The 24,328-nt window shown below is 73.5% G+C and carries 21 protein-coding genes and 1 pseudogene; 13 read left to right on the plus strand and 9 right to left on the minus strand.

The genetic code is table 11. The features are described 5' to 3' along the window. Window positions 1-26: 26 nt before the first annotated feature. A complete protein-coding gene (locus ACGF12_RS05165; RefSeq protein ID WP_393025670.1) occupies window positions 27-1,481 on the plus strand; it encodes an NAD(P)H-quinone dehydrogenase in 1,455 nt (484 codons plus the stop codon). A gap of 236 nt (window positions 1,482-1,717) precedes the next feature. Further along, window positions 1,718-2,671 (plus strand): DeoR/GlpR family DNA-binding transcription regulator, encoded by a 954-nt coding sequence (locus ACGF12_RS05170; RefSeq protein WP_393025757.1) that lies wholly within the window; start codon window positions 1,718-1,720, stop codon window positions 2,669-2,671. Between the two features lie 128 nt (window positions 2,672-2,799). Here the strand turns inward: ACGF12_RS05170 and ACGF12_RS05175 are convergent, their stop codons facing one another. The 6 genes from ACGF12_RS05175 to ACGF12_RS05200 all read right to left on the minus strand — a co-directional run bounded on the left by ACGF12_RS05175 (window position 2,800) and on the right by ACGF12_RS05200 (window position 8,610). Then, a complete protein-coding gene (locus tag ACGF12_RS05175; RefSeq protein ID WP_393025673.1) occupies window positions 2,800-4,575 on the minus strand; it encodes an acetyl/propionyl/methylcrotonyl-CoA carboxylase subunit alpha in 1,776 nt (591 codons plus the stop codon). A 236-nt stretch (window positions 4,576-4,811) separates the two neighbouring features. Beyond that, window positions 4,812-5,546 carry a hypothetical protein gene (locus tag ACGF12_RS05180; protein ID WP_393025676.1) on the minus strand — a complete coding sequence of 245 codons (735 nt, stop codon included), beginning with the start codon at window positions 5,544-5,546 and terminating at the stop codon, window positions 4,812-4,814. A gap of 93 nt (window positions 5,547-5,639) precedes the next feature. Then, entirely contained in the window at window positions 5,640-6,239 is a 600-nt protein-coding gene (locus ACGF12_RS05185) for a nucleoside triphosphate pyrophosphatase (RefSeq protein ID WP_387616862.1), read from the minus strand. Between the two features lie 47 nt (window positions 6,240-6,286). Further along, window positions 6,287-6,427, minus strand: coding sequence for a morphogenic membrane protein MmpB (gene mmpB / locus ACGF12_RS05190; RefSeq protein ID WP_380610560.1), 141 nt, complete (start codon window positions 6,425-6,427; stop codon window positions 6,287-6,289). 342 nt (window positions 6,428-6,769) lie between these two features. Beyond that, complete coding sequence (locus tag ACGF12_RS05195; protein WP_387616863.1) at window positions 6,770-6,991, minus strand: acyl-CoA carboxylase subunit epsilon; 222 nt, start codon at window positions 6,989-6,991, stop codon at window positions 6,770-6,772. Between the two features lie 29 nt (window positions 6,992-7,020). After that, the gene (locus ACGF12_RS05200) at window positions 7,021-8,610 is read right to left on the minus strand and encodes an acyl-CoA carboxylase subunit beta (RefSeq protein WP_393025681.1); all 1,590 of its coding nucleotides are present in this window, start codon (window positions 8,608-8,610) and stop codon (window positions 7,021-7,023) included. A gap of 222 nt (window positions 8,611-8,832) precedes the next feature. On the opposite strand from ACGF12_RS05200, the gene ACGF12_RS05205 reads away from it, so the two are divergent. From ACGF12_RS05205 to ACGF12_RS05220, 4 genes and pseudogenes are all read left to right on the plus strand, one after another. After that, window positions 8,833-9,726 carry a biotin--[acetyl-CoA-carboxylase] ligase gene (locus ACGF12_RS05205; RefSeq protein ID WP_393025684.1) on the plus strand — a complete coding sequence of 298 codons (894 nt, stop codon included), beginning with the start codon at window positions 8,833-8,835 and terminating at the stop codon, window positions 9,724-9,726. 173 nt (window positions 9,727-9,899) lie between these two features. After that, window positions 9,900-11,021: an adenylate/guanylate cyclase domain-containing protein gene (locus ACGF12_RS05210; protein WP_393025687.1), complete on the plus strand. Its 1,122-nt coding sequence runs from the start codon at window positions 9,900-9,902 to the stop codon at window positions 11,019-11,021. Between the two features lie 391 nt (window positions 11,022-11,412). After that, window positions 11,413-12,570 (plus strand): annotated as a pseudogene (locus ACGF12_RS05215) (diguanylate cyclase domain-containing protein); the annotation flags it as partial. Window positions 12,571-13,424: 854 nt separating this feature from the next. Then, the gene (locus tag ACGF12_RS05220; RefSeq protein WP_393025690.1) at window positions 13,425-13,826 is read left to right on the plus strand and encodes a hypothetical protein; all 402 of its coding nucleotides are present in this window, start codon (window positions 13,425-13,427) and stop codon (window positions 13,824-13,826) included. On the opposite strand, the gene ACGF12_RS05225 is transcribed toward ACGF12_RS05220, so the two are convergent. Continuing rightward, window positions 13,804-14,424, minus strand: coding sequence for a TetR/AcrR family transcriptional regulator (locus ACGF12_RS05225; RefSeq protein ID WP_393025693.1), 621 nt, complete (start codon window positions 14,422-14,424; stop codon window positions 13,804-13,806). The two genes, ACGF12_RS05220 and ACGF12_RS05225, sit on opposite strands and share 23 nt — an antisense overlap. Window positions 14,425-14,547: 123 nt before the next feature. Here ACGF12_RS05225 and ACGF12_RS05230 point away from each other — a divergent pair, with 123 nt between their 5' ends. Together ACGF12_RS05230 and hutH are read left to right on the plus strand one after the other, a co-directional pair. Then, the gene (locus tag ACGF12_RS05230) at window positions 14,548-15,726 is read left to right on the plus strand and encodes a macrolide family glycosyltransferase (protein ID WP_393025760.1); all 1,179 of its coding nucleotides are present in this window, start codon (window positions 14,548-14,550) and stop codon (window positions 15,724-15,726) included. A gap of 97 nt (window positions 15,727-15,823) precedes the next feature. Beyond that, the gene (gene hutH / locus ACGF12_RS05235; protein ID WP_393025695.1) at window positions 15,824-17,416 is read left to right on the plus strand and encodes a histidine ammonia-lyase; all 1,593 of its coding nucleotides are present in this window, start codon (window positions 15,824-15,826) and stop codon (window positions 17,414-17,416) included. Between the two features lie 28 nt (window positions 17,417-17,444). Here the strand turns inward: hutH and ACGF12_RS05240 are convergent, their stop codons facing one another. Continuing rightward, on the minus strand, window positions 17,445-17,870 hold the full coding sequence (locus ACGF12_RS05240; RefSeq protein WP_393025698.1) for a hypothetical protein: 426 nt from the start codon (window positions 17,868-17,870) through the stop codon (window positions 17,445-17,447). A 230-nt stretch (window positions 17,871-18,100) separates the two neighbouring features. Here ACGF12_RS05240 and ACGF12_RS05245 point away from each other — a divergent pair, with 230 nt between their 5' ends. Together ACGF12_RS05245 and ACGF12_RS05250 are read left to right on the plus strand one after the other, a co-directional pair. Then, window positions 18,101-18,970, plus strand: coding sequence for a MurR/RpiR family transcriptional regulator (locus tag ACGF12_RS05245; RefSeq protein ID WP_393025701.1), 870 nt, complete (start codon window positions 18,101-18,103; stop codon window positions 18,968-18,970). A gap of 55 nt (window positions 18,971-19,025) precedes the next feature. Next, window positions 19,026-19,349, plus strand: a complete 324-nt coding sequence (locus ACGF12_RS05250) for a hypothetical protein (protein WP_380610570.1) — start codon at window positions 19,026-19,028, stop codon at window positions 19,347-19,349. A 1-nt stretch (window position 19,350) separates the two neighbouring features. On the opposite strand, the gene ACGF12_RS05255 is transcribed toward ACGF12_RS05250, so the two are convergent. Continuing rightward, window positions 19,351-19,923 carry a Uma2 family endonuclease gene (locus ACGF12_RS05255; protein WP_393025704.1) on the minus strand — a complete coding sequence of 191 codons (573 nt, stop codon included), beginning with the start codon at window positions 19,921-19,923 and terminating at the stop codon, window positions 19,351-19,353. A 171-nt stretch (window positions 19,924-20,094) separates the two neighbouring features. Between ACGF12_RS05255 and hutU the strand changes: the two genes are divergently transcribed. From hutU to ACGF12_RS05270, 3 genes are read left to right on the plus strand one after another with little or no spacing between them, the layout of a single operon-like run. Beyond that, the gene (gene hutU, locus ACGF12_RS05260) at window positions 20,095-21,765 is read left to right on the plus strand and encodes a urocanate hydratase (protein WP_393025707.1); all 1,671 of its coding nucleotides are present in this window, start codon (window positions 20,095-20,097) and stop codon (window positions 21,763-21,765) included. Window positions 21,766-21,782: 17 nt separating this feature from the next. Further along, window positions 21,783-22,964, plus strand: coding sequence for an allantoate amidohydrolase (locus ACGF12_RS05265; RefSeq protein WP_393025763.1), 1,182 nt, complete (start codon window positions 21,783-21,785; stop codon window positions 22,962-22,964). Beyond that, window positions 22,955-24,322 carry a formimidoylglutamate deiminase gene (locus ACGF12_RS05270; protein ID WP_393025710.1) on the plus strand — a complete coding sequence of 456 codons (1,368 nt, stop codon included), beginning with the start codon at window positions 22,955-22,957 and terminating at the stop codon, window positions 24,320-24,322. The genes ACGF12_RS05265 and ACGF12_RS05270 overlap by 10 nt, the downstream gene beginning before the upstream one ends. Window positions 24,323-24,328: the final 6 nt, after the last annotated feature.

Consider the following 24,328-nt stretch of genomic DNA (forward strand, 5'->3'; position numbering starts at 1 on the left):
TGGCGGCGCTCTCGGCGTGCGGGACAATGGTGAGCGTGACTCGGATCGTGATCATCGGTGGCGGACCCGGCGGCTACGAGGCGGCGCTGGTGGCCGCTCAGCTCGGCGCGGAGGTGACCGTCGTCGACCGCGACGGTCTGGGCGGATCGGCGGTGCTCACGGACTGCGTGCCGTCGAAGACCCTGATCGCGACCGCGGAGGTGATGACCACCTTCGACAGCTCGTACGAGGAGCTGGGCATCACGGTCGCCCGGGACGGCGCCGGCGAGGCGCCGGAGAGCAAGGTCATCGGCGTGGACCTGGGCAAGGTCAACCGCCGTGTGAAGCGCCTGGCGATCGCGCAGTCCCACGACATCACCCAGTCCGTCACCCGCGCCGGGGTCACCGTGCTGCGCGGCCGGGGCCGGCTCGGCGCCGGCGGGCAGGCCGTGGACGGCTCCCGCGAGGTGCTGGTGGACGGGCCCGACGGCAGCGTCCAGTCGCTGCGCGCCGACGCCGTGCTGATCGCCACCGGCGCCCACCCGCGCGAGCTGCCGGACGCCCAGCCGGACGGCGAGCGGATCCTCACCTGGACCCAGGTGTACGACCTGGAGGAGCTGCCCCGCGAGCTGATCGTGGTCGGCTCCGGTGTGACCGGCGCCGAGTTCGCCGGCGCCTACCAGGCGATCGGCTCCAAGGTCACGCTGGTGTCCAGCCGTGACCGGGTGCTGCCGGGCGAGGACCCGGACGCCGCCGAGGTGCTGGAGGACGTCTTCCGGCGCCGCGGCATGAACGTGATGAGCCGCTCGCGCGCCGAGAGCGCCAAGCGCATCGGCGACCGGGTCGAGGTGACCCTCTCCAACGGCAAGGTGATCGAGGGCACCCACTGCCTGATGGCGGTCGGCTCGATCCCCAACACGGCCGGCATGGGCCTGGAGGAGGCCGGGGTCAAGCTCAACGACTGGGGTCAGATCCAGGTCGACCGGGTCTCCCGCACCAGCGCCCCGGGCGTGTACGCGGCGGGCGACTGCACCGGCGTCTTCATGCTCGCCTCGGTGGCGGCCATGCAGGGCCGGATCGCGATGTACCACGCGCTCGGCGACGCGGTGCAGCCGCTGAACCTCAAGACCGTGGCCTCCAACGTCTTCACCGACCCGGAGATCGCCACCGTCGGCTACACCGCCGCCGACGTGGAGTGCGGCAAGATGGACGCCGTCGTGGTCAAGCTCCCGCTGCGCGGCAACCCGCGGGCGAAGATGCAGGGCATCCGGGACGGCTTCGTGAAGCTGTTCTGCCGCCCGGGCACCGGCATCGTGGTCGGCGGCGTGGTCGTCGCCCCGCGGGCCAGCGAGCTGATCCACTCGATCTCGCTCGCGGTGGACGCCAATCTGACCGTCGAACAGGTGGCCAGCGCCTTCACCGTCTACCCGTCGGTCTCCGGCTCGACCGCCGAGGCCGCGCGGCAGCTGCACATCCGCAAGCGGGCCGACGGCGAATCCTGAGCCCGAGGCGTGAAGTTGGGGGCGGCTGCCGATCGGCGGCCGCCCTTCGCGCATGAGTGATCGTCACCCGGACGGCGGGCGCGGTCCCGGGCTATTGACGGCGCGTATTGTACGGTCACGCGCCGCTCGTGCGCGAGCAATTCCCGCTACTAGCTGCAAACGCCTGAAAGCAGACGGTCACGCGGGTTACCGTCGGTTCTGTGTTTGCAGCAGAACGTCGCCAGTTGATCCTCGAAATGGTGCGCGCCAACGGAGCCGTCTCGCTCCGGGAGTTGGCCCGCGTCGTCCAGACCTCCGAAGTGACCGTGCGCCGCGACGTGCGGGCGCTGGAGGCAGAAGGGCTCCTCGACCGCCGGCACGGCGGCGCGGTGCTCCCCGGCGGCTTCAGCCGCGAACCCGGCTACCCGCAGAAGACCCACCTGTCCGCGGCGGAGAAGAGCGCCATCGCGGACCTCGCCGCCGGGCTGGTGGAGGAGGGCGACGCGGTGGTGGTCGGCGCCGGCACCACCACCCAGGAGCTGGCCCGCAGGCTGGCCAGGGTGCCCGGCCTGACGGTGGTCACCAACTCGCTGCTGGTCGCCCAGGCGCTGGCGCACGCCAACCGGGTCGAGGTGGTGATGACCGGTGGCACCCTGCGCGGCTCCAACTACGCGCTGGTGGGCAGCGGCGCCGAGCAGTCGCTGCAGGGGCTGCGGGTCACCAAGGCCTTCATCTCAGGCAGCGGGCTGACCGCCGAGCGTGGGCTGTCGACCGCGAACATGCTGTCCGCGAGCGTGGACCGGGCAATGGTGCTGGCGGCCGCCGAGGTCATCGTCCTCGCCGACCACACCAAGCTCGGCGCGGCCGGCATGTTCCAGACCGTGGCCACCGAGACCATCACCCGGCTGGTCACCGACGAGCAGGCCACCGCCGACGACGCCACCGCCCGCGAGCTGGACGCGCTGGCCGACTGCGGGGTGCAGATCGACCTGGCGCCGATCGGCGTGGTCCCCGGCGACGCCCCGGTGCACGGCACGGGCAGCGGCCCGGTCCACCAGACCCAGCCCGGCCCGATGGGCCGCCGCCCCGCCCAGGGCCCCGGCGGCGCCCCGCTGCCCGGCCAGCGCCGCCCCGGGGCGCACGGCGGGCCGGTCGGCCCGGGCGGGATGCCGGTCCGGCTGGCCGAGCTGGGCCTGCCGCGGGGGCGCTGAGGCCGTCGCTCGTACGACCGGGAAACACGACCGGTCCGCACCCCCGAAGGGAGTACGGACCGGTCGAAGGATTGACGACCGCGGGTCGGCCCCCGATTCCGCCGGGGCCCGAACCGCTACGGCCTCGGTCAGTCCTTGATCTCGCAGAGCGCGGCGCCGCTGCTGACGCTCGCGCCCACCTCGGCCTTGAGGCCGACGACGGTGCCCGACTTGTGGGCGTTCAGCGGCTGCTCCATCTTCATCGCCTCCAGGACCACGATCAGCTCGCCCTCGGCGACGACCTGGCCCTCCTCGACGGCGACCTTGACGATGGTGCCCTGCATCGGCGAGGCCAGGGTGTCACCGCTGACGGCCGAGCCGGCCTTCTTGGCGCCCACCCGGCGCTTGGCCTTGGCGGCACCCGCCGCACCGGCCGCCGGCGCCGTCGATACGCCCAGCGAGGACGGCAGCGAGACCTCGATCCGCTTGCCACCGACCTCGACGACCACGGTCTCCCGGGTCTCGGCCTCCTCGGCCTCGCCGGCCGAGCCCGCGAACGCCGGGATGGTGTTGTTGAACTCGGTCTCGATCCAGCGGGTGTAGATCGTGAACGGCTCGTCGCTGCCGTGCACCTCGGGCGCGAACGCCGGGTCGGTGACGACCGCCTGGTGGAACGGGATGGCGGTGGCCATGCCCTCCACCTTGAACTCGTTCAGCGCGCGCTTGGCCCGCTCCAGAGCCTGCTTGCGGTCACGGCCGGAGACGATCAGCTTGGCCAGCAGCGAGTCCCAGGCCGGGCCGATGACCGAGCCGGTCTCCACGCCGGAGTCCAGGCGCACGCCCGGGCCGGACGGCGGGGCGAACAGCGTCACGGTGCCGGGCGCGGGCAGGAAGTTGCGGCCCGGGTCCTCGCCGTTGATGCGGAACTCGAAGGAGTGGCCGCGCACCTCCGGGTCGCCGTAGCCGAGTTCCTCGCCGTCGGCGATCCGGAACATCTCGCGGACCAGGTCGATCCCGGTGACCTCCTCGGTGACCGGGTGCTCCACCTGCAGACGGGTGTTGACCTCCAGGAAGGAGATCGTGCCGTCCGTCGCCACCAGGAACTCGCAGGTCCCGGCGCCCTCGTAGCCGGCCTCCTTCAGGATGGCCTTCGACGCGCGGTACAGCTCGGCGTTCTGCTCCGGGGTCAGGAACGGCGCGGGCGCCTCCTCGACCAGCTTCTGGTGCCGGCGCTGCAGCGAGCAGTCACGGGTGGAGACGACCACCACGTTGCCGTGCTTGTCCGCGAGGCACTGGGTCTCCACGTGCCGCGGGTTGTCCAGGTAGCGCTCGACGAAGCACTCGCCGCGACCGAAGGCGGCGACCGCCTCGCGCACCGCGGACTCGTACAGCTCCGGGATCTCCTCCAGGGTGCGGGCGACCTTGAGGCCGCGGCCGCCGCCGCCGAACGCCGCCTTGATGGCGACCGGCAGGCCGTGCTCCTGCGCGAACGCGACGACCTCGTCCGCACCCGAGACCGGGTCCGGGGTGCCGGCCACCAGCGGGGCGCCGGCGCGCTGGGCGACGTGACGGGCGGTGACCTTGTCACCGAGGTCGCGGATGGCCTGCGGCGGCGGGCCGATCCAGGTCAGACCCGCGTCGATGACGGCCTGGGCGAAGTCGGCGTTCTCCGACAGGAACCCGTAGCCGGGGTGGACGGCGTCCGCGCCGGCGTCCTCGGCGGCCTTGAGGACCTTGGCGATGTCGAGGTAACTGGTGCCGGGGGTGTCACCACCCAGCGCGTAAGCCTCGTCGGCCGCGCGGACGTGCAGCGCATCCCGGTCCGGCTCGGCGTAGACGGCGACGCTGGCGATACCGGCGTCCGAGCAGGCCCGGGCGACGCGGACGGCGATTTCCCCGCGGTTGGCGATGAGCACCTTGCGCACTGTGGCTCCCTTCTTGAACCTCGTTGAGTTTATGGATTCCTGGGCAGTACCGGCGAGTAGCCCCAGGTTGTGAACTATCCCACACGCTCGGTGATGGGAATTCGGGCCCCGGACACCGCCCTTGTGGCGACTTCGCAGGTCGAGGCCGGTGCGGTGGGACCGAGGCGGTCGACGGTGGGTGACCGGCGGGCGGCGTGGCGGGACGGTGTCATGGGACACACCTTCCCGCAGCCCGCTTAAGCCGTGGTCGAGGCGGCGGCGGGGCGCCGCAGCGCCTCGGCCGTCACGTCGGCGACGAGCTCCACCATGTCCGGCCCGTACGCCTCCGGGTTGACCACCCGCAGGACGAGCGCGAACGTTCCGTTCCGGCCGTACTTACGGGCGAGTTCGCGGTGGTGGGAGACCAGGTAGCGCACCCCGGCCTGGTTGGCGGTGCCGGTCTGGCCGGAGATCAGGAACACCGGCCGGCCGTCGTCCGGGGTGGCGATCCGGGCCAGCAGGGTGTGCGCCTGGTCCTGGTCGGCGCGGAAGTCGCGGTCGCCCACCACGAGCACGTTGCTGCCCGGACCGGGGCCGGAGGTGACCAGCACCCCCGGCAGGCCCCAGGCCAGGTGGGCGGCCATCCGGTCGTTGCTGACCGGACCGCCCAGGCACAGCTCGGTCTTGGTGCCCAGGCCGCGGTGCGCGGCGTCGTGGGCGACCAGTTCGGGCCGGGCGCCGCACTCCTCGACCAGCCCGGCCAGCCACATCAGCGCGTAGGCGTCCCGGCGGGTCACGGTGTGCGCGTGCGAGCCCGTCCCGATGCTGCGGGGCACCACGATCAGGCACTCGCTGCCGGACGGCAGCCCGAGGAATCCCCGCACCCGTTCGATCCTGCGGCGCCGCCGCAGGGCCTGGGCCAGCCAGCCCAGGCCGGCGCTGATGGCGCTGGCCACCAGGCCGAGCACCACGTTGAGCACGCTGTCGGTCATCGCCGCGTTCCCTCCCCGTTCGAACGCCGCTCAGCTTAGGGGTGCACCGGCCGGGTGCGGCAGGCTGCTCGGTCCACGGATCGGCCCCGGCCTTCAGGCCCAGAGATCGACCAGCCGGACGTCCAGGTCGGCGAGCAGCCGGCGCAGCAGCGGCAGGGACAGGCCGATGACGTTGCCCGGGTCGCCGTCGATGCCGTCGATGAACGGCGCCGAGCGGCCGTCCAGGGTGAACGCCCCGGCCACGTGCAGCGGTTCGCCGGAGGCCACGTAGGCCGCGATCTCCTCGTCGTCCGGGGTGCCGAAGCGGACGGTGGTGGAGGCGGTCGCCGAGGACTGCCGACCGGTGACGGTGTCGATCACGCAGTGGCCGGTGCGCAGCACGCCGGCGCGGCCGCGCATCGACTGCCAGCGGGCCAGCGCCTCGGCGGCGTCGGCGGGCTTGCCGAGGGCCTCGCCGTCCAGCTCCAGGACGGAGTCGCAGCCGATCACCAGCTCGCCGGCGGTCAGTTCGGCGGCGACGGCCTTCGCCTTGGCCTCGGCCAGGACGAGGGCGAGCTCGGCGGGGGAGGCGGCGCTGATCGCGTCCTCGTCGACACCGCTGACCACTACGCGGGGGTCGAGCCCCGCCTGGCGCAGCAGCCCGAGGCGGGCGGGGGAGGCGGAGGCGAGGACGAGGGGGCGCTGGTCGGTCATGCCCACCAGGGTAGGGGGTGCCGGTGTCCGCCGTTCGGGTGAACGGCTCAGGTGAACGACCGGGCGATCATGATCAGGACGGCGCCCACCAGCACCAGGGCGGCGAGCACCTTGCCGGCCCGCTGCATCCGTTCCTGCATGCGGCGGGCCTCGGGCGAGGGCTCATCGCGGGGGTCTGACCAGAGCACCTGTCCAGAGTGCGCCGCGCGGGGGCCGGGCGCCTGAGTATCCGTACTCAGGTTTCGGGCGACGCCGGCGGTCGGACGGGAAGGCAACCGTCCTGAGCCGAGCCGAAGGGGCGCGCTGGGATTCCCGCCCCGAGCCGAAGGGCCCGCCCCGAGCCGAAGGGGCGCGCCGGTGCCGAAAGGGAGAAGCGACAAGCGAGGCACGAGCGCCGGAGCGCCGACCGTCGGCACCGGGTCCAAGCGCCCCGGAGGCGAGCGGGCGAAAAAACAGCCCCGGAGGCGAGCGGGCGACTAGCACAGCGCAGGAAGTCGGACGGGCCGACTTCCTGCGCTGCGCGCGTCAACTCAGTGCGCCCAGCCCGACGTCCGCCAGGCGTTGACGCCCGGGTGGACGGCGGGGCGGAGCAGGCGGGAGCGGTCGTTCCAGGGGGAGGCCGGGCCGACGCCGGCCTGGCGCGCCGCCTCGGCGGCGGCCTGCGCGGCGGCTGCCCGGGCCTGGACCACCGCCAGGACGGTGGCGAGCTCCTCGGGGGTCGGCTGCCCGTGCAGCACGTGGATCGGGGACATGGCGTGTTCTCTCCCGACAGGGATGGGGCCTACAGGGGGATGTTGCCGTGCTTCTTGGGCGGCAGCACCTCGCGCTTGCCGCGCAGGGCCCGCAGACCCCGGACGATGTGCCGACGGGTCTCGCTCGGGGCGATCACCGCATCGACGTAGCCGCGCTCGGCGGCCAGGTACGGGTTCAGCAGGGTGTCCTCGTACGAGGCGATCAGCTCGGCCCGCTTCTCCTCGACGGCGCCGGCCGCCTCGGCCTCGGCGATCTCCCGGCGGTGCAGGATGTTGACCGCGCCCTGCGCGCCCATCACCGCGATCTGGGCGGTCGGCCAGGCCAGGTTGAGGTCGGCGCCCAGGTGCTTGGAGCCCATGACGTCGTACGCGCCGCCGAAGGCCTTGCGGGTGATCACGGTGACCAGCGGGACGGTGGCCTCGGCGTAGGCGTAGATCAGCTTGGCGCCGCGGCGGATGATGCCGTCCCACTCCTGCTCGGTGCCGGGCAGGAAGCCGGGCACGTCGACGAAGGTCAGCACCGGGATGTTGAAGGAGTCGCAGGTGCGGATGAAGCGCGCGGCCTTCTCGCTGGCGTTGATGTCCAGGCAGCCGGCCAGGTCCATCGGCTGGTTGCCGACGATGCCGACCGGGTGGCCCTCGACCCGGCCGAAGCCGGTGATGATGTTGCCCGCGTACAGCGGCTGGGTCTCCAGGAACTCGCCGTCGTCGACGATGTGCTCGATCACCTTGCGCATGTCGTACGGCTGGTTCGCCGAGTCCGGCACGATCGTGTCGAGTTCGAGGTCCTCGTCGGTGATCGACAGGTCGGCCTGCTCGGGGTAGGACGGCGGGTCGCTCAGGTTGTTGGAGGGCAGGTACGAGAGCAGGCTCTTGACGTACTCGACCGCCTCCTTCTCGTCCGTGGCCAGGTAGTGGGCGTTGCCGGACTTGGTGTTGTGGGTGCGGGCGCCGCCCAGCTCCTCCATGCCGACGTCCTCGCCGGTCACGGTCTTGATCACGTCCGGGCCGGTGATGAACATGTGCGAGGTCTGGTCGGCCATCACCACGAAGTCGGTGATCGCGGGGGAGTAGACCGCGCCGCCGGCGCAGGGGCCCATGATCAGCGAGATCTGCGGGATGACGCCCGAGGCGTGCACGTTGCGGCGGAAGATCTCGCCGTACAGGCCGAGCGAGACCACGCCCTCCTGGATCCGGGCGCCGCCGGAGTCGTTGATGCCGATGACCGGGCAGCCGGTCTTCAGCGCGAAGTCCATCACCTTGACGATCTTCTCTCCGAAGACCTCGCCGAGCGAACCGCCGAAGACGGTGAAGTCCTGGGCGAAGACCGCGACCTGGCGGCCGTCGACGGTGCCGTAGCCGGTCACCACGCCGTCGCCGTACGGGCGGTTCTTCTCCTGGCCGAAGTTGGTCGAGCGGTGCCGTGCGAACTCGTCGAACTCGACGAAGGAGTCCTCGTCCAGCAGCTCCACGACCCGCTCGCGGGCGGTCAGCTTGCCCTTGGCGTGCTGCTTCTCCACGGCCTTGGCCGAGCCGGAGTGCACCGCCTCGTCCAGCCTGCGCCGCAGGTCGGCGAGCTTGCCTGCGGTGGTGTGGGGGTCGTACGGGGCCTCGGTCATGCGGTGGCTCTCCCTGATCATGGGCCGCGGCCTGTTCGATTGCGTGCGGGCCGGCGTTGGGGGCTCGCGCATGAGGGCAGGGCGGCGCTGCGAACTACCGTTGGGTAGCGTAGCCAGCGCGCAGGGCGATGTGGCATGTCCTGGCGTTATGGCCATCGACACAGTGTGTTAACGCGCGTCATGCGGGACGATAAGGCGGACTACGCCTCTAGTCTGCTGCCCATGACCGCACCCGACACCCCCCGCCGCAGCGGACTGCGCGGCTTCGGCCGTACCGGACCGTCCCCCTGGACCGACCTGGACCGGCCGCCGCTGGACGAGGAGGCGCTGCGCCGGGACCTGGTCGTCCCGGGCGGGCTCTGGACCTCGCTGGACGTCGTCGCCGAGACCGGCTCCACCAACACCGACCTCGCCGAGCGGGCCCGGGCCGGTGCCCCGCAGGGCGCGGTGCTGGTCGCCGAGGCGCAGAGCGCCGCGCGCGGGCGGCTGGACCGGCAGTGGAGCGCCCCGGCCCGCTCCGGGCTGTTCCTGTCCTTCCTGCTGCGCCCCGAGGAGGTGCCGGTCGAGCGGTACGGCTGGCTGCCGATCCTGGTCGGGGTGGCCGCCGCCAGCACGCTCGGCCGGGTGGCCGGGGTCGAGGCCGGGTTGAAGTGGCCCAATGACCTGCAGGTGGAGATCGACGGCGCGGAGCGCAAGCTCGGCGGCATCCTCACCGAGCTCAGCGGCGGCGCGGTGGTGGCCGGGATGGGGCTGAACGTCTCGCTGCGCGCGGAGGAGCTGCCCGTCCCCACCGCCGCCTCGCTCGCGCTGGCGGGCGCCGAGACCACCGACCGCTCCGTCCTGCTGCGCGCCCTGCTGCGCGAGTTCGCCGAGCTGTACCGCGAGTGGACGGCCGCGGCGGGGGACCCGCACGCGAGCGACCTGATGCGCGCGTACGTGGACCGCTGCACCACCCTGGGCCGCCGGGTGAAGGTGCACCTGCCGGGCGACCGCGAGCTGGTCGGCGAGGCGGTGGCGATCGACGGGGACGGCCGCCTGGTGGTCCGTACCGCCGACGGCGCGCGCCGGGCGGTCGGCGCGGGGGACGTGGTGCACGTCCGCCCCGAAGCCCCCTGAACGGCAGTCTTCACCTCCCCTTGACTCGGGCGGATGCCCCGGATCACGGGATTCCGTGCGAACATTCCACCTGGCAGCGGTGTGAGGCGCGCCACTGCCCGCCCGGGTGGCGGGCGGCGCGCCCGGACAGGTAGGAAACGAGGCAAGTGCGGCAACCGCACGGGGACGGACCGGTGGCAGAGGACGGCGGCGGCGGGACGGCGGGCAACCACGACCAAACGGTCGCGCTCGAACTGGAACGCCTGATCCTGGACGCGCCACGCCGCTACACCCCGTACCAGGCCGCGCGTGCCGCCGACGTCCCGATGGAGCTGGCCACCCGCTTCTGGCGGGCGATGGGCTTCCCCGACATCGGCCAGTCCCGGGCGCTCACCGACGGCGACGTGATCGCGCTGCGGCGCCTCGCCGGCCTGGTCGAGTCCGGTCTGCTCAGCGAGTCGATGGCGATCCAGGTGGCCCGTTCCACCGGCCAGACCACGGCCCGGCTGGCCGGCTGGCAGATGGACACCTTCCTGGAGAACCTCACCCAGTCCGCCGAGCCGGGGCTGACCCGCGCCGACGTCGCGTACCCGCTGGTCGAGCTGCTGCTGCCGGAGCTGGAGCAGTTCCTGGTGTACGTCTGGCGGCGCCAGCTGGCCGCCGTCACCGGCCGGGTGGTGCAGGCCGCCGAGGACAACGAGATCACCAGCGGCCGGCTCGCGGTCGGCTTCGCGGACCTGGTCGGCTTCACCCGGCTGTCGCGGCGGCTGGAGGAGGAGGAACTCGGCGAGCTGGTCGAGACCTTCGAGAACACCTGCTCCGACCTGATCGCCGGGCAGGGCGGCCGGGTGATCAAGACCCTCGGCGACGAGATCCTCTACGTCTCGGAGGACCCGGCGACCGCCGCCGAGATCGCGCTGAGCCTGATCGAGGCGCTGGCCGAGGACGAGACCATCCCGGCGCTGCGGGTCGGCATGGCCTTCGGGACGGTCACCCAGCGGATGGGCGACGTCTTCGGCACCACGGTGAACCTGGCCAGCCGGCTCACCTCGATCGCGCCCAAGGACGCGGTGCTGATCGACGGGCAGTTCGCCGCCGCGCTGGAGCAGAACGGCAGCGTCGCCCCGGCCGACTCGGAGGGGCCGGGTCTGGCGGAGGCGCTGTCGGTGGCCGCCGGGATGCCCGCCTCCGGGCTGCCGGTGCCGGGGCCGGAGGCGGGGGCTCGGTTCCACCTGCAGCCGATGTGGCGGCGGCCGGTGCGGGGGCTGGGGCTGGTCGAGCCGTGGCTGCTGTCGCGGCGGCTGAAGCCGGAGTAGCGGCGGGTGCCTCCTCCTGGGGCCTCCTCCCGGGGCTCTTCCCGGGCTCCTCGGGCGGCCGAGTCGGGGAGGGGCTCCGGGGGTGCTCCGAGGGGTACCCGAGTCCGGGAGGGGCCTCCGAGTGGCCGAACGGTTGAAAGCCGTACGGTCCGCTGCGGGTCCATCCGGGCAAACGGGGCATAACCGAACGAAATCGCCATAGTCTTGGTGCAAGCGGCCGGACGGGTGCGATCGGCTTCGGGGGTCTGGCAGGACCGAGCACAGGGAGCGAGGCGAGCCGGTGAGCAGTGAGGCGATCATGACGGACCGCGGCTGCGACTGCGATGGCCCGCGCCGCCCCGACCCGCTGCCCGACCTGCGGCTGCAGTCGGTGGTCGAACTCGCCCAGGACATGGCCGGCGCGCTCACCCCGCTGGAGGCCGTCCGGGCCGCCGCCGCCCGGGCCACCGAGGCGCTCGGCGCCACCATGGCCGCCGTCTCGGTGTGGGACCGCGAGTCCGGCCGGCTGCGGGTCCTGGTCAACCACGGAGCGCTCGCCCCCGGCGAGGAGGAGCTGCCGGAGGACGAGTCGTACCCGGTCGCGGACTTCCCGGAGATCGTGACCTACCTGGAGGAGCGCTGGACCACCGGGCGCCTGCCCCGCGCCTGGCTGCAGACCGCCGAGAACGTCGAACCGCACGCCGGACACACGCACCCGACCGCCGGCGCGTACTGCCGGGAACGCGCCGCGGCGCTGCGCCGGCGCGGACGGGCCTGCTGCGTGGTCGCGCCGATCGTGCTGCACGGGCAGGCCTGGGGCGAGCTCTACCTCGCCCGGTCGATCGGGACGCCCGAGTTCACCCAGGCCGACGCCGACTACGCGACCCTGCTCGCCGCCCAGGTCTCGGCCGGACTCGCCCAGACCGAGCGCCTCGCCGACCTGCGCAAGCTCGCCTTCTCCGACCCGCTCACCGGCCTGGCCAACCGGCGCGCCGTCGACGCCCGGCTGGAGAGCGCGCTGGAGGCGCACAACCGGGACAACACCGTGGTCTCGCTGGTGGTCTGCGACGTCAACGGGCTGAAGCGGGTCAACGACCAGCTCGGCCACGAGATGGGTGACCGGCTGCTGGAACGCTTCGCCCACCAGCTGTCGCTGGCCGCCGCCAAGCTGCCCGGCAGCCTCGCCGCCCGGCTCGGCGGGGACGAGTTCTGCCTGCTGGCGGAGGGGCAGAAGGCCGACGAGGTGGTCACCGTCGCCGAGGAGCTGTGCGCGCGGGCGCTGGCGCTGTCCGAGGGCGAGGGGGTCGCCTGCGGCGTCGCCTCCACCGGGGACTCCATCGGGCCGGTCACCACCCCCGACCGGCTCTTCCGGCTCGCCGACGCCGCCCAGTACCGGGCCAAGGCCGCCCGCGCCGCCCACCCCGTCGTCGCCGGGCGCAGCCACGGCCCCGGCTTCTCGCCCGACCCCACCGTGCTGCTCGCCGACGCCGCCGACCCGCACCACCGCGCCGACGGCCGCCGCGGCCCCGGTGGGCGGGCCGGTGCGGCGGACCGGCGGCGCTTCCGCGGCGCCGCCCACAGCGCCGACCCCGGGCAGCTGCTCACCGCCGTCCTCGCCGCCCTCGACCAGGCCGCGGCCGCCCGGGCCGTCCACCCGGCCGACACCCTCGCCAAACTGGTCGTGGTCGCCGAGACCTCCGCCCGGCTGCTCGACGCGGTCGGCTGGTGGGTCTCCTACGTCTCGCCCGGCTCCCAGCTGATGCGCACCTCCCAGCACGCCGTCTACCGGATGACCAGCGGGCCCAGCAGCACCCGCGCCGAGACCCAGCGCGCGCAGATCGAGGCCCCGGACGCCGTTTTCGACCTCCGCCACTACCCGATGACCCGTCGCGCCGTCCGGGGCGGTGCCTTCGCGCTCCGCGCGGGCGCGGCGGGGAACGATCCGGCGGAGGAGGCGATGCTGGTCGTCTCCGGTTACCGGGGGATGGTCGCGGCCGGTGGGCAGAACGCGGCGGGGGGCTGGCTGGTGGAGCTCTTCGCCGACGACGCGACGCTGCCGTTGGGGCAGGTCGCCTGCGCGATGCGGGCGGTGGTGGCGGTGGCGTTGGCGGGGGCGGCTTCGCCGCCGGCGATGTGAGGGGACGGGAGATCGCGGTGGGGGTGGGGGCCTGGTGGAGTTCTTCGCCGAGGATGCCGCTGAGCTGATCGGCGACCCGCTCGTGCCGTAGGGCGTGATCCGCGTTGCGCCGGCTGCCCCTTGACGTCCGGGCGTCGCCTGCCGGTGCCCCGTCCGGCGGCGGGGCGGCGCCGCTTTGTGCCGGTTCGGTGACCGGGGTGTCGCGGGTGGGTCGCGGTTGGGGGCGAGGGCTGCCGCGGGTGGGCGGGGCGGTGGGATGGTGGCGGCGGTGGACCGGGGAGTGGGGGTTGGCGGTGGGCGGACGGCTGGTGGGCGCGGCGGTGGCCGGGGCGCTGGTGCTCGGCGGCGGGGTGGCGACGGCCGCCCCGGCATCGGCGGCGTCGGTGGTCCTGCCGGCGGCCCCGGCGGGCCCGGCGGGCCTGGCGGGCCAGACGGGCCAGACGGGCCCGACGCCGATCCGGGCCACACCCGTACGGACGGCCCCTGAGCGGGCGCCGCAACTGCGGGTGGGCCTGCGGGCGCACCGGATCACGGACCATGCCGCGTCGCGGCGCACCCGGAAGGCCCGCCGCAGCGTGGTCGGGCGGGCGCTGGACGCGGTGTTCGGCTGGTTCGCGGTCGCGGCGCTGGTGGTCCTGCTGGTCGTCGTGCTGCTGGTGTACGCGGTCAGACGTCGGAACGGTCGTTAGCGACAGGTGGGTTGAGGGCCCGTAGGGCGGCGTCGACCAGGCGGTCGGCGTGCTCGTGGGTGAGCGGGCCGAGCCGGTACTGCCAGCGGTAGTAGAGCGGGCCGTAGACCAGTTCGACGGCCAGGTCGAGGTCGGCGTCGGGGGCGAGCTGGCCGGCCTCGCGGGCGGTGCGGAGGCGGTCGCGGGTGATCTCCAGCAGCGGGTCCAGCAGGCGGGTGCGGTACTCGGCGTGCAGCGCCGGGTCGTTGAGGATCTCGGCGATGATGGCGCGGTAGGTGCGGTCGGCGCCCGGGTCGGTGAGCTCGTCGCTGGTGGGGCGCAGGACGGCCCGCAGGTCGGCGGCGAGGTCGCCGGTGTCGGGGAGCGCGAGGCCGCCCTCGTGCTCGTTGACGGCGAGGAAGGCGTCGAAGACGACGGCACCCTTGGAGGGCCACCACCGGTAGATGGTCTGCTTGCCGACGCCGGCCCGGGCGGCGATCGCCTCGATGGTCAGCTTGCTGTAGCCGACTTCGGCGACGAGTTCGGTGGCGGCGGCGAGGACGGCGGCGCGTGCGCGCTCGCTGCGGCGGGCGGGGTCGGGGGCGGTTCTGGAAGCCATGGGAAAAATTCTATGCGCAATGACGAGACGAGACGTATTGTCTCTCCAGACATCGCGAGACGGTACGTCTCGTCTCCATCGCCACCCCCGGAGGTGCCCGTGAATCGCCCCGCACACATCCTGATGGTCTCCGTTCCGGCCCATGGGCACGTCAACCCCAGCCTCGCCGTGATCACCGAGCTGGTCGCCCGGGGCCACCGGGTCAGCTACATCAACGACCCGTCCTTCCGCGGGATCGTCGAGTCCACCGGCGCGGCCTTCGTCCCGTACCCGACCAGGCTGCCGCTCGCCGACGACCCCGCCGGCTGGCCGGAGGACCCGGTGGCGATCCAGGACGTGTTCCTGGACGACACGCTGTCGATGTGGTCCGCCCTGCTGGAGGCCTTCGAGGGTGACCGCCCCGACCTGGTGCTCTACGACATCGCGGGCTTCGCCGGACGGGCGCTCGGCGAACGGCTGGGCGTGCCGGTGGTGCAGCTGTCCTCCAGCTTCGTCGGCTGGGACGGCATCGAGGAGGACGTGGCCGCGGTCTTCGAGGCGATCCGCAACGGCCCCGGCGGCCCCGAGCACTACCGCCGGTTCGCCGACTGGCTGGCCGAGGCCGGCGCGGTGGAGCGCGACGTGGAGGCCTTCAAGAACCGCCCCGTCCGGTGCGTCGCGCTCGTCCCGCGCGCGCTCCAGCCCCACGCGGACCGGGTCGACGAGCGGCGCTTCAGTTTCGTCGGACCCTGCTTCGGCGACCGCGCCCACCAGGGGCGGTGGGAGCGCCCGGCGGACGCCGAGAAGGTGCTGCTGGTCTCGTTGGGCTCGGCCTTCACCCACCAGCCCGCCTTCTACCGGGCCTGCGTCGAGGCCTTCGGGGACCTGCCGGGCTGGCGCGTCGTGCTCCAGATCGGCAAGCACGCCGAACTGGCCGAGCTCGGCGAGGTGCCGGACAGCGTCGAGGTGCACCGGTGGGTGCCGCAGCTGTCGGTGCTCTCCCAGGCGGACGCCTTCGTCACCCACGCGGGCATGGGCGGCTCCAGCGAGGGGCTGTTCCACGCCGTGCCGATGATCGCGGTACCGCAGGCCGCCGACCAGTTCGCCAACGCGGACGCCCTGGTGGGCCTCGGTGTCGCCCGTCGGCTGGACACCGGGCAGGCCACCGCGGAGGCGCTGCGTGCCGCGCTGCTGGAGCTGGTCGGAGACCCGGCGGTGGCCGAACGGCTGAGGGCGCTGTCCGCCGCCGGCCGTGCCGAGGGTGGCACCCGGCGGGCTGCGGACCTGATCGAGGCCGAGCTGAAGGGTCGGTCGATGGGGTAGCGGAGACCCCCGGGGTGCGGCGCGGACCGGGGCGTCGGAGAATCCGGATGGTGAGCAGCTGTTGTCATATCTTCATTCACCTGCTGTGATTGTGTATATGGATATGCACAGTGCTGTGGCCCCCGACGCTCCGCTGGTCCAGGTCGGCAAGGCCGACGTCAGTGCGGAGGACGTGCTGGCCGTCGCCCGGGGCAATGCCCGGGTCGAGATCGGTCCCGACGCGCTCGCCGAGATGGCGTCCGCCCGAGCGCGGATCGACGCCCTCGCGGCCGAGCCGCGCCCCGTCTACGGCGTGTCGACCGGCTTCGGCGCGCTCGCCGTCCGGCACATCAGCCCCGAGCTGCGCGCCCAGCTGCAGCGCTCGCTGGTGCGCTCGCACGCGGCCGGCATGGGCCCGGCGGTCGAGCGCGAGGTGGTCCGCGCGCTGATGTTCCTGCGGATGAAGACGCTGGCCTCCGGCCGTACCGGCGTACGGCCGCTGGTCGCGCAGACCATGGCCGCCCTGCTCAACGCGGGCATCACCCCGGTGGTCCGCGAGTTCGGCTCGCTCGGCTGCTCCGGAGACCTCGCACCGCTGTCGCACTGCGCGCTGGTGCTGATGGGCGAAGGCACCGCCACCGGCCCGGACGGGGAGGAGAAGCCCGTAGCCGAGCTGCTCGCCGCCGCCGGCATCGAGCCGGTCGAGCTGCTGGAGAAGGAGGGCCTGGCCCTCATCAACGGCACCGACGGCATGCTCGGCATGCTGGTGATGGCCATCGCCGACCTCGGCCGCCTGTTCACCACCGCCGACATCACCGCCGCGATGAGCCTGGAGGCGCTGCTCGGCACCGACAAGGTGCTCGCCCCCGAGCTGCACGCCCCGATCCGCCCGCACCCCGGCCAGGCGCTCAGCGCCGCCAACATGCTGGCCGTGCTCAAGGACTCCGGCCTCACCGGCCACCACCAGGACGACGCGCCGCGGGTCCAGGACGCCTACTCGATCCGCTGCGCCCCGCAGGTGGCCGGGGCCGGCCGGGACACCCTGGCGCACGCCCAGCTGGTCGCCTCGCGCGAGCTGGCCGCCTCGGTGGACAACCCGGTGGTGCTGCCGGACGGCCGGGTGGAGTCCAACGGCAACTTCCACGGCGCGCCGGTCGCCTACGTGCTGGACTTCCTCGCCATCGCGGCCGCCGACCTCGGCTCGATCTCCGAGCGCCGTACCGACCGGCTGCTCGACAAGGCCCGCTCGCACGGCCTGCCGGCCTTCCTGGCCGACGACCCGGGCGTGGACTCCGGCCTGATGATCGCCCAGTACACCCAGGCGGCGCTGGTCAGCGAGAACAAGCGGCTCGCCGTCCCGGCCTCGGTCGACTCGATCCCGTCCTCCGCGATGCAGGAGGACCACGTGTCGATGGGCTGGTCGGCGGCCCGCAAGCTGCGCCAGGCGGTGGAGAACCTCGGCCGGATCCTGGCCGTCGAACTGACCGCCGCGGCCCGCGCGCTGGAGATCCGCCAGCAGGCCGACCCGGCCGACTCGGCCGGCCGACTGGCGCCGGCCACCGCGGCCGCGCTGGCCGCCGCCCGCGCGGCGGGGGTCGGCGGTGCCGGCCGGGACCGCTTCCTCTCGCCGGACCTGGAGGCCGCCGCGGCGTTCGTCGCCTCCGGTGACCTGGTGCGCGCGGTGGAGCGGGTCACCGGACCGCTGGCCTGAGATGGACGCGCTGCGGGGCGGCCGGGGTTCAGTCCCAGTCGCCCCGCGGTCGGCGGTCGGCGCGGTTCAGCCGGTTGCCCAGGGCGGCGGCGAAGTTGACCCCGACGATGCCGGCCCAGGTGACCAGCAGGGCGGGGAAGCCGGCCCCGCCGGGGCTGCTGTTAATCGCGGTCAGCGGGATGCCGAGGGCCATCGAGACCACCGCCAGCCCGGCGGGGGAGCGCCGGGCGCCCCACCCGCCGCGGCGGTCGCGGCCCCGGTCCCGGTCCCGGTAGGAGGGCGCGTAGTCGTCCATCCGCTCGGCGGCCGAGCGCTCGGCCCGGGCGTCCAGGCGGGCGTCGAGGCGCTTCATGAAGGAGTCGACGAGTTCCTCCTCGTACTCCTTGCCGAGTTCCTTGCGGGCCTGCAGGGTGGCGTCGAGGTCGCGCCGCAGGTCGTCCTGGCGAGTGTCCATGCCCATAGCCTGGGGCCGCCGTAGAGCCCGGTCCATCCGTTCGCGGGGGGAATCCGGGCGGGGTCAGGGAGAAATCAGGGTTACCCCGAGCCCCGCCGGTCCGGGCGGGACCGCTGTCCGAACTCCGGGACGTCTCAAGGGCCGTTCCGCCGTACGAGACGGCTTTGCCAGGCGCGCCGCGCTGCTGCACAGTCGTCGTCCGAACCGCTCGCATCCGGAGGTACCCGCTGATGACCGCCACCGACGAGGCCGGCACCGTCGGCGCCTCCGCCCGGCTGCTGCAGCTCTTCGAAGGGCATCGGCTGACGCCGACCCAGCGGCGGATCGCGCACTCGCTGGTCCGGCACGCCACCGAGGCGCCGTTCCTGTCCAGCGTCGAGGTGGCCGAGCTCGCCGGGGTCAGCCAGCCCTCCGTCACCCGCTTCGCGGTCGCGCTCGGGTACGACGGCTACCCGGCACTGCGCAAGCAGCTGCGCGAACTCGGGGCCGGCGAGCCGGCCGCGCCGGAGACCCCGGCCGACGCGGTGCGCAACGAGCACCAGCAGGCCGTGCTCGCCGAGATCGAGCACCTGCGCCACCTCGCCGAACTGCTCGCCGACCCCGAACCGATCACCCGGGCCGCCCGGCTGCTCGCCGCCTCCCGCCCGCTGCCGGTGCTCGGTCTGCGGGCCGCCTCCGCGCAGGCGGGCGGCTTCGCGTACTTCGCGTCCAAGGTGCACCCGGACGTCCGGCTGCTGGACGAGGGCGGCAGCATGCTCGCCGACCGGCTGGAACAGGCCGCCGCGGCGGGTGCCACCGCGCTGCTCTGCTTCGCGTTGCCGCGCTACCCGCGGGAGTTGATGGACGCGCTGGCGGTGGCCCGGGAGTGCGGACTGACCGTGCTCACGGTGGCCGACAGCGCCTTCTCGCCGGTCGCCAAGCTCTCCGACCTGATGCTGCCGGCGGCCGTCGGCACCGGACTGGTCTTCGACACCGCCTGCGCGCCGATGATGCTCGGCCGGGTGCTGCTGCAGACCATGTGTGACGAACTCCCGGGCGCGGAGGCGCGGTTGGAGGCGATCGAGCAGTCGGCGGCGGCCCGGGGTTTGTTCCTCGAATAAGCGGGAGAGTACTCGGCGCGAACCCGGGCATCCCCTACTGCAGGGGGTGCCGCCCATGCGCGTGATCCACGAGATGAAGTTCGTCGCCCGCCTGGCCTCGGGTGCTGACGAATGGTCCTGCCCCGCCTGCGGACGCCGTGTCACCCTGCGGCGCCTGCCCGATCCCGAACTGACCGTCCTCGACCCGGGCGACGAGTCCGCCGTGCACGTCGGCGTCATCGAACCCGACGCCCGTGCCGCCGCGGCCGCCGAGAGGTACGGCCTCGGGCCCGTCCAGAACATCCCCCGCCCGCCGTCCCCGCCCGCCCCCGACGCCGCCGACCGCCGCTGGCTGGCCGAGATCGGCATCGACTGGGACGGCGGTGACGCCGCCGCGTGAGTCAGCGGCGGGGGGCGTACAGCGGAAGACCGGAGGTGTCCAGCTCGGCGGGTAGCGGCGAGGGCAGCGGGACGGCCTCGCCGTACTTGCCGTGCAGGACGCCTTGGTACTCGCCGTCGCGGGGGTGGGTGTGGAGTGTCCAGGCGCCCTTGCGGGGGTCGACCGCGAGGAGGACCGGCACGCCTGCGATCGCGTACCAGCTGGTCTTCGTCGCGATGTGGGTGACGCGCGAGGGGGTGGGGGTCACCTCGACAGCCAGAACGACGCCACGGCTGTCAGCCAGCCAGTCGTCCTCGCCCGCCCACTCGGTGGGTAGGACGAGCAGGTCCGGGGTCGCGTAGTCGTCCTGGTCGTCCGGCAGGGCGATGGATGACGACTCGTAGACGTCGAGGTCGGTCGGCAGTTGTGGTCCGATCCGTTCGCGCAGGCATCGCACCGTCCCCGCGTGCTTGCCTCGGCGCGGCGGCGACATCAGCAGAGCGCCACCGATGATCTGGACCCGCAGCCCCGTGTGCTGCTCGATCTCCTCTGCGGCGCGACGCAGCTTGCCGGGCCGTACCGGGATGGTGGCCATGGCGTCCTCCACTGGGCTGAGTGGCTGGTCTTTTCAGCCTGAGCGTATGGCTGGCAGGCGTCCCGACTTGGGCATTGATCGGATGGTTCCGGGGTCTGGTCGAAAGCTGGTTGTTTAGATATATTCAGCCGAACCAAGCTTGAATGAATCCATCCGCAGGGAGGCCGGGACATGGTGCAGCAGCAGGCGAGCGGACCGCGAGAGGTGCGTGCGGCGCGCGGGACGGGACTCACGACGCAGGGGTGGCAGCAGGAGGCCGCCCTGCGGATGCTGATGAACAACCTCGACCCCGAGGTGGCCGAGCACCCGTCGAAGCTGGTGGTCTACGGCGGCACCGGCAAGGCCGCCCGCGACTGGCGCTCCTTCGACGCCATGGTGAAGACGCTGCAGGGGCTGAAGCAGGACGAGACCATGCTGGTCCAGTCCGGCCGGCCGGTCGGCGTGATGCAGACCCACGAGTGGGCGCCGCGCGTGCTCATCGCCAACTCCAACCTGGTCGGCGACTGGGCCAACTGGGAGGAGTTCCGCCGCCTGGAGAGCCTCGGGCTCACCATGTACGGCCAGATGACCGCCGGCTCCTGGATCTACATCGGCACCCAGGGCATCCTCCAGGGCACCTACGAGACCTTCGCCGCCGTCGCCAACAAGCGCTTCAACGGCACGCTGGAGGGCACCATCACCCTCACCGCCGGCCTCGGCGGGATGGGCGGCGCCCAGCCGCTGGCCGTCACCATGAACGGCGGCGTGGCGATCTGCATCGACTGCGACCCGTCCCGCATCTCCCGCCGGATCGAGCACCGCTACCTGGACGTCGACGCCAAGGACCTCTCCCACGCGCTGGAGCTCGCCACCGCCGCCCGCGACAAGCGCCAGCCGCTCTCCATCGGCGTGCTGGGCAACGCCGCCGAGCTGGTCCCGCAGCTGCTCGCGATGGACGCGCCGATCGACATCGTCACCGACCAGACCAGCGCCCACGACCCGCTCAGCTACCTGCCGGTCGGCGTCGCCTTCGACGACATGGCCGACTACGCGGCCGCCAAGCCCGCCGAGTTCACCCAGCGCTCGCGCGAGTCGATGGCCCGGCACGTCGAGGCGATGGTCGGCTTCCTGGACCGCGGCGCCGAGGTCTTCGACTACGGCAACTCGATCCGCGGCGAGGCCCAGCTGGCCGGCTACGACCGCGCCTTCGCCTTCCCCGGCTTCGTCCCGGCGTACATCCGCCCGCTGTTCTGCGAGGGCAAGGGCCCGTTCCGCTGGGCGGCGCTGTCCGGCGACCCGCAGGACATCCACAAGACCGACAAGGCCGTCCTCGACCTCTTCCCGGAGAACGAGTCGCTGGCCCGCTGGATCAAGATGGCCCAGGAGAAGGTGCACTTCCAGGGCCTGCCCGCGCGCATCTGCTGGCTCGGCTACGGCGAGCGCGACAAGGCCGGCGAGCGCTTCAACGACATGGTCGCCTCCGGTGAGCTGTCCGCCCCGATCGTGATCGGCCGCGACCACCTGGACTGCGGCTCGGTGGCCTCCCCGTACCGGGAGACCGAGGCGATGCTGGACGGCTCGGACGCGATCGCCGACTGGCCGCTGCTCAACGCCATGGTCAACGTGGCCTCCGGCGCCTCCTGGGTGTCCATCCACCACGGCGGCGGCGTCGGCATCGGCCGCTCGATCCACGCCGGCCAGGTCACCGTCGCCGACGGCACCGCGCTGGCCGGGGAGAAGATCCGCCGGGTGCTCACCAACGACCCGGGCATGGGCGTCATCCGGCACGTGGACGCCGGCTACGACCGGGCCACCGAGGTCGCCGCTGAGCGCGGGGTCCGCGTCCCGATGGGCGAACTGTGACCTCGACGTTCAACGAGATGTGGGCGGAGCTGCTCCCCGTGGGCCGCTCCGCCTCCTCCGGCGGCTACCGCCGCTTCGCCTGGAACTCCGCCGACGCCGAGTGCCGCGCCTGGTTCGAGCAGCAGGCCCGCGGTCGCGGCCTGACGTACGAGCTGGACCGCAACGGCAACCAGTGGGCCTGGCTGGGCGACCCGACCGCGCACGGGGCGGTCGTCACCGGCTCGCACCTGGACTCCGTCCCGGACGGCGGTGCCTTCGACGGGCCGCTCGGGGTGGTCTCCTCCTTCGCCGCGCTGGACGAACTCCGGGCCAGGGGAACCGAGTTCACCCGGCCGCTGGCGATCGTCAACTTCGGTGACGAGGAGGGCGCCCGGTTCGGCGTGGCCTGCATCGGCTCCCGGCTGACCGCCGGGGTGCTCTCCCGCGAGGACGCGTACGAGCTGCGCGACGCCGACGGCCTGCGGCTGCCCGACGCGATGGAGAAGGCCGGCTACGACCCGACCGCGATCGGCGCGGACGACGAGCGGCTGGCCCGGATCGGCGCCTTCGTCGAACTCCACGTCGAGCAGGGCCGCCACCTCACCGAGGAGCAGCCGGTCGGCGTGGCCAGCGCGATCTGGCCGCACGGCCGGTGGCGGTTCGACTTCCACGGCGAGGCCAACCACGCCGGCACCACCCGGATCGAGGACCGCCGCGACCCGATGCTGACCTTCGCCAACACCGTGCTCGCCGCCCGCAAGAAGGCGAAGCTCGCGGGTGCGCTGGCCACCTTCGGCAAGGTCGCGGTCGAGCCCAACGGCACCAACGCGATCGCCTCGCTGGTGCGCGGCTGGCTGGACTCCCGGGCCGCGGACGAGGCCACCCTCACCGAGCTGGTCGCCGAGATCGAGCGGGCCGCCGCCGAGCGCGGCGGGCGCGACGGCGTCCGGGTCGAGCTGACCCGCGAGTCCTACACCCCGGTGGTGGACTTCGACGGCCCGCTGCGCGACCGGCTCGCCAAGCTGCTGGACGCCCCGGTGCTGCCCACCGGCGCGGGACACGACGCCGGCATCCTGGCGTCCGCGGTCCCGACCGCCATGCTGTTCGTGCGCAACCCCACCGGCGTCTCGCACTCCCCGGCCGAACACGCCGAGGAGGCCGACTGCCTGTCCGGGGTCGCCGCCCTCGCCGACGCACTGGAGGACCTGGCGTGCCACTGACCGCATCGACCCCGGTGACCTACTGGGCGCAGTACGCCTGGCTGCCGCACGACGACGGGCCGGTGGTCGGGCAGGACGTGCTGATCGCCACCGGCCCCGGCGGCCGGATCACCTCCGTGACCCCGGACGGCGGTCCCTGCCCGCCCGGCGCCGTCCGCCTCGACGGCCTGCTGGTGCCCGGCCAGGCGAATGCTCACTCGCACGCCTTCCACCGGGCGCTGCGCGGGCACGTCCAGGTCGGCTCCGGGACGTTCTGGACCTGGCGCGACACCATGTACCGGTTCGCCGGCGCGCTCGACCCGGACACCTACCTGGAGCTCGCCACCGCCGTCTATGCCGAGATGGCGCTCGCCGGGATCACCGCCGTCGGCGAGTTCCACTACCTGCACCACGCGCCCGGCGGCGCCCGCTACACCGACCCGAACGCGATGGGCGAGGCGCTGATCGAGGCCGCCGCCCGGGCCGGCATCCGGATCACCCTGCTGGACACCTGCTACCTGTCCTCCGGCTTCGGCGCCGAACCGACGCACCCGCAGCTGCGGTTCAGCGACGGCGACGCCGAGGCCTGGGCGGTACGGGCGGACGCGCTCAAGCCCCGCGAGCACGCCCGGATCGGCGCCGCCATCCACTCGGTCCGGGCCGTCCCGGCCGAGCAGCTGGGCACCGTCGCGCACTGGGCGGCGATGCGCAAGGCCCCGCTGCACGTCCACCTGTCCGAGCAGACCGCCGAGAACGACGCCTGTCTCGCCGCGCACGGCGTCACCCCGACCCGGCTGCTCGCCGACCACGGCGCGCTCGGCCCGCGCACCTCGGCCGTGCACGCCACCCACCTCACCGACGAGGACATCCGGCTCCTCACCGACTCCTCCACCACCGTCTGCATGTGCCCCACCACCGAACGGGACCTCGCGGACGGCATCGGCCCGGCCCGCCGGCTGGCCTCGGCGGGCAGCCCGATCACCCTGGGCAGCGACAGCCACGCGGTGATCGACCCGTTCGAGGAGGCCCGGGCGCTGGAGCTGAACGAGCGGCTGCGCACGCAGACCCGCGGCCACTGGACGGCGGGCGCCCTGCTGCGGGCCGGCGGCGAGGACGGGCACGCCTCGCTGGGCTGGTCCGAGGCCGGGCGGATCGAGGCCGGGGCGCTCGCCGACTTCACGGCGATCGCGCTGGACACCGTCCGTACGGCGGGCCCGCCGCCCCGGCTCGGCGCCGAGATCGCCGTCTTCGCGGCCTCGGCAGCGGACGTGCGGCACGTGGTGGTCGGCGGGCGGCACGTCGTCCGGGACGGCGTGCACCAGCTGGTGGCCGACGTGCCGGGGGCGCTGCGCGCCGCGATCGGCGCGCTGGACTGCTGATTCCTT

The organism is Kitasatospora sp. NPDC048296 (assembly GCF_043201815.1).
GTDB lineage: Bacteria > Actinomycetota > Actinomycetes > Streptomycetales > Streptomycetaceae > Kitasatospora.

Bases quoted from the DNA above. Each gene is read 5' to 3' on its own strand.
- ACGF12_RS05205 (WP_393025684.1), top strand. From the start codon at position 8,833: ATGACCGCACCCGACACCCCCCGCCGCAGCGGACTGCGCGGCTTCGGC.
- ACGF12_RS05255 (WP_393025704.1), bottom strand. From the start codon at position 19,923: ATGGCCACCATCCCGGTACGGCCCGGCAAGCTGCGTCGCGCCGCAGAG.
- ACGF12_RS05265 (WP_393025763.1), top strand. From the start codon at position 21,783: ATGTGGGCGGAGCTGCTCCCCGTGGGCCGCTCCGCCTCCTCCGGCGGC.
- ACGF12_RS05170 (WP_393025757.1), top strand. From the start codon at position 1,718: ATGGTGCGCGCCAACGGAGCCGTCTCGCTCCGGGAGTTGGCCCGCGTC.
- ACGF12_RS05240 (WP_393025698.1), bottom strand. From the start codon at position 17,870: ATGGACACTCGCCAGGACGACCTGCGGCGCGACCTCGACGCCACCCTG.
- ACGF12_RS05250 (WP_380610570.1), top strand. From the start codon at position 19,026: ATGCGCGTGATCCACGAGATGAAGTTCGTCGCCCGCCTGGCCTCGGGT.
- ACGF12_RS05245 (WP_393025701.1), top strand. From the start codon at position 18,101: ATGACCGCCACCGACGAGGCCGGCACCGTCGGCGCCTCCGCCCGGCTG.
- ACGF12_RS05185 (WP_387616862.1), bottom strand. From the start codon at position 6,239: ATGACCGACCAGCGCCCCCTCGTCCTCGCCTCCGCCTCCCCCGCCCGC.
- hutH (WP_393025695.1), top strand. From the start codon at position 15,824: ATGGATATGCACAGTGCTGTGGCCCCCGACGCTCCGCTGGTCCAGGTC.
- ACGF12_RS05195 (WP_387616863.1), bottom strand. From the start codon at position 6,991: ATGTCCCCGATCCACGTGCTGCACGGGCAGCCGACCCCCGAGGAGCTC.
- ACGF12_RS05165 (WP_393025670.1), top strand. From the start codon at position 27: ATGGTGAGCGTGACTCGGATCGTGATCATCGGTGGCGGACCCGGCGGC.
- ACGF12_RS05180 (WP_393025676.1), bottom strand. From the start codon at position 5,546: ATGACCGACAGCGTGCTCAACGTGGTGCTCGGCCTGGTGGCCAGCGCC.
- ACGF12_RS05200 (WP_393025681.1), bottom strand. From the start codon at position 8,610: ATGACCGAGGCCCCGTACGACCCCCACACCACCGCAGGCAAGCTCGCC.
- ACGF12_RS05230 (WP_393025760.1), top strand. From the start codon at position 14,548: ATGGTCTCCGTTCCGGCCCATGGGCACGTCAACCCCAGCCTCGCCGTG.
- ACGF12_RS05225 (WP_393025693.1), bottom strand. From the start codon at position 14,424: ATGGCTTCCAGAACCGCCCCCGACCCCGCCCGCCGCAGCGAGCGCGCA.
- hutU (WP_393025707.1), top strand. From the start codon at position 20,095: ATGGTGCAGCAGCAGGCGAGCGGACCGCGAGAGGTGCGTGCGGCGCGC.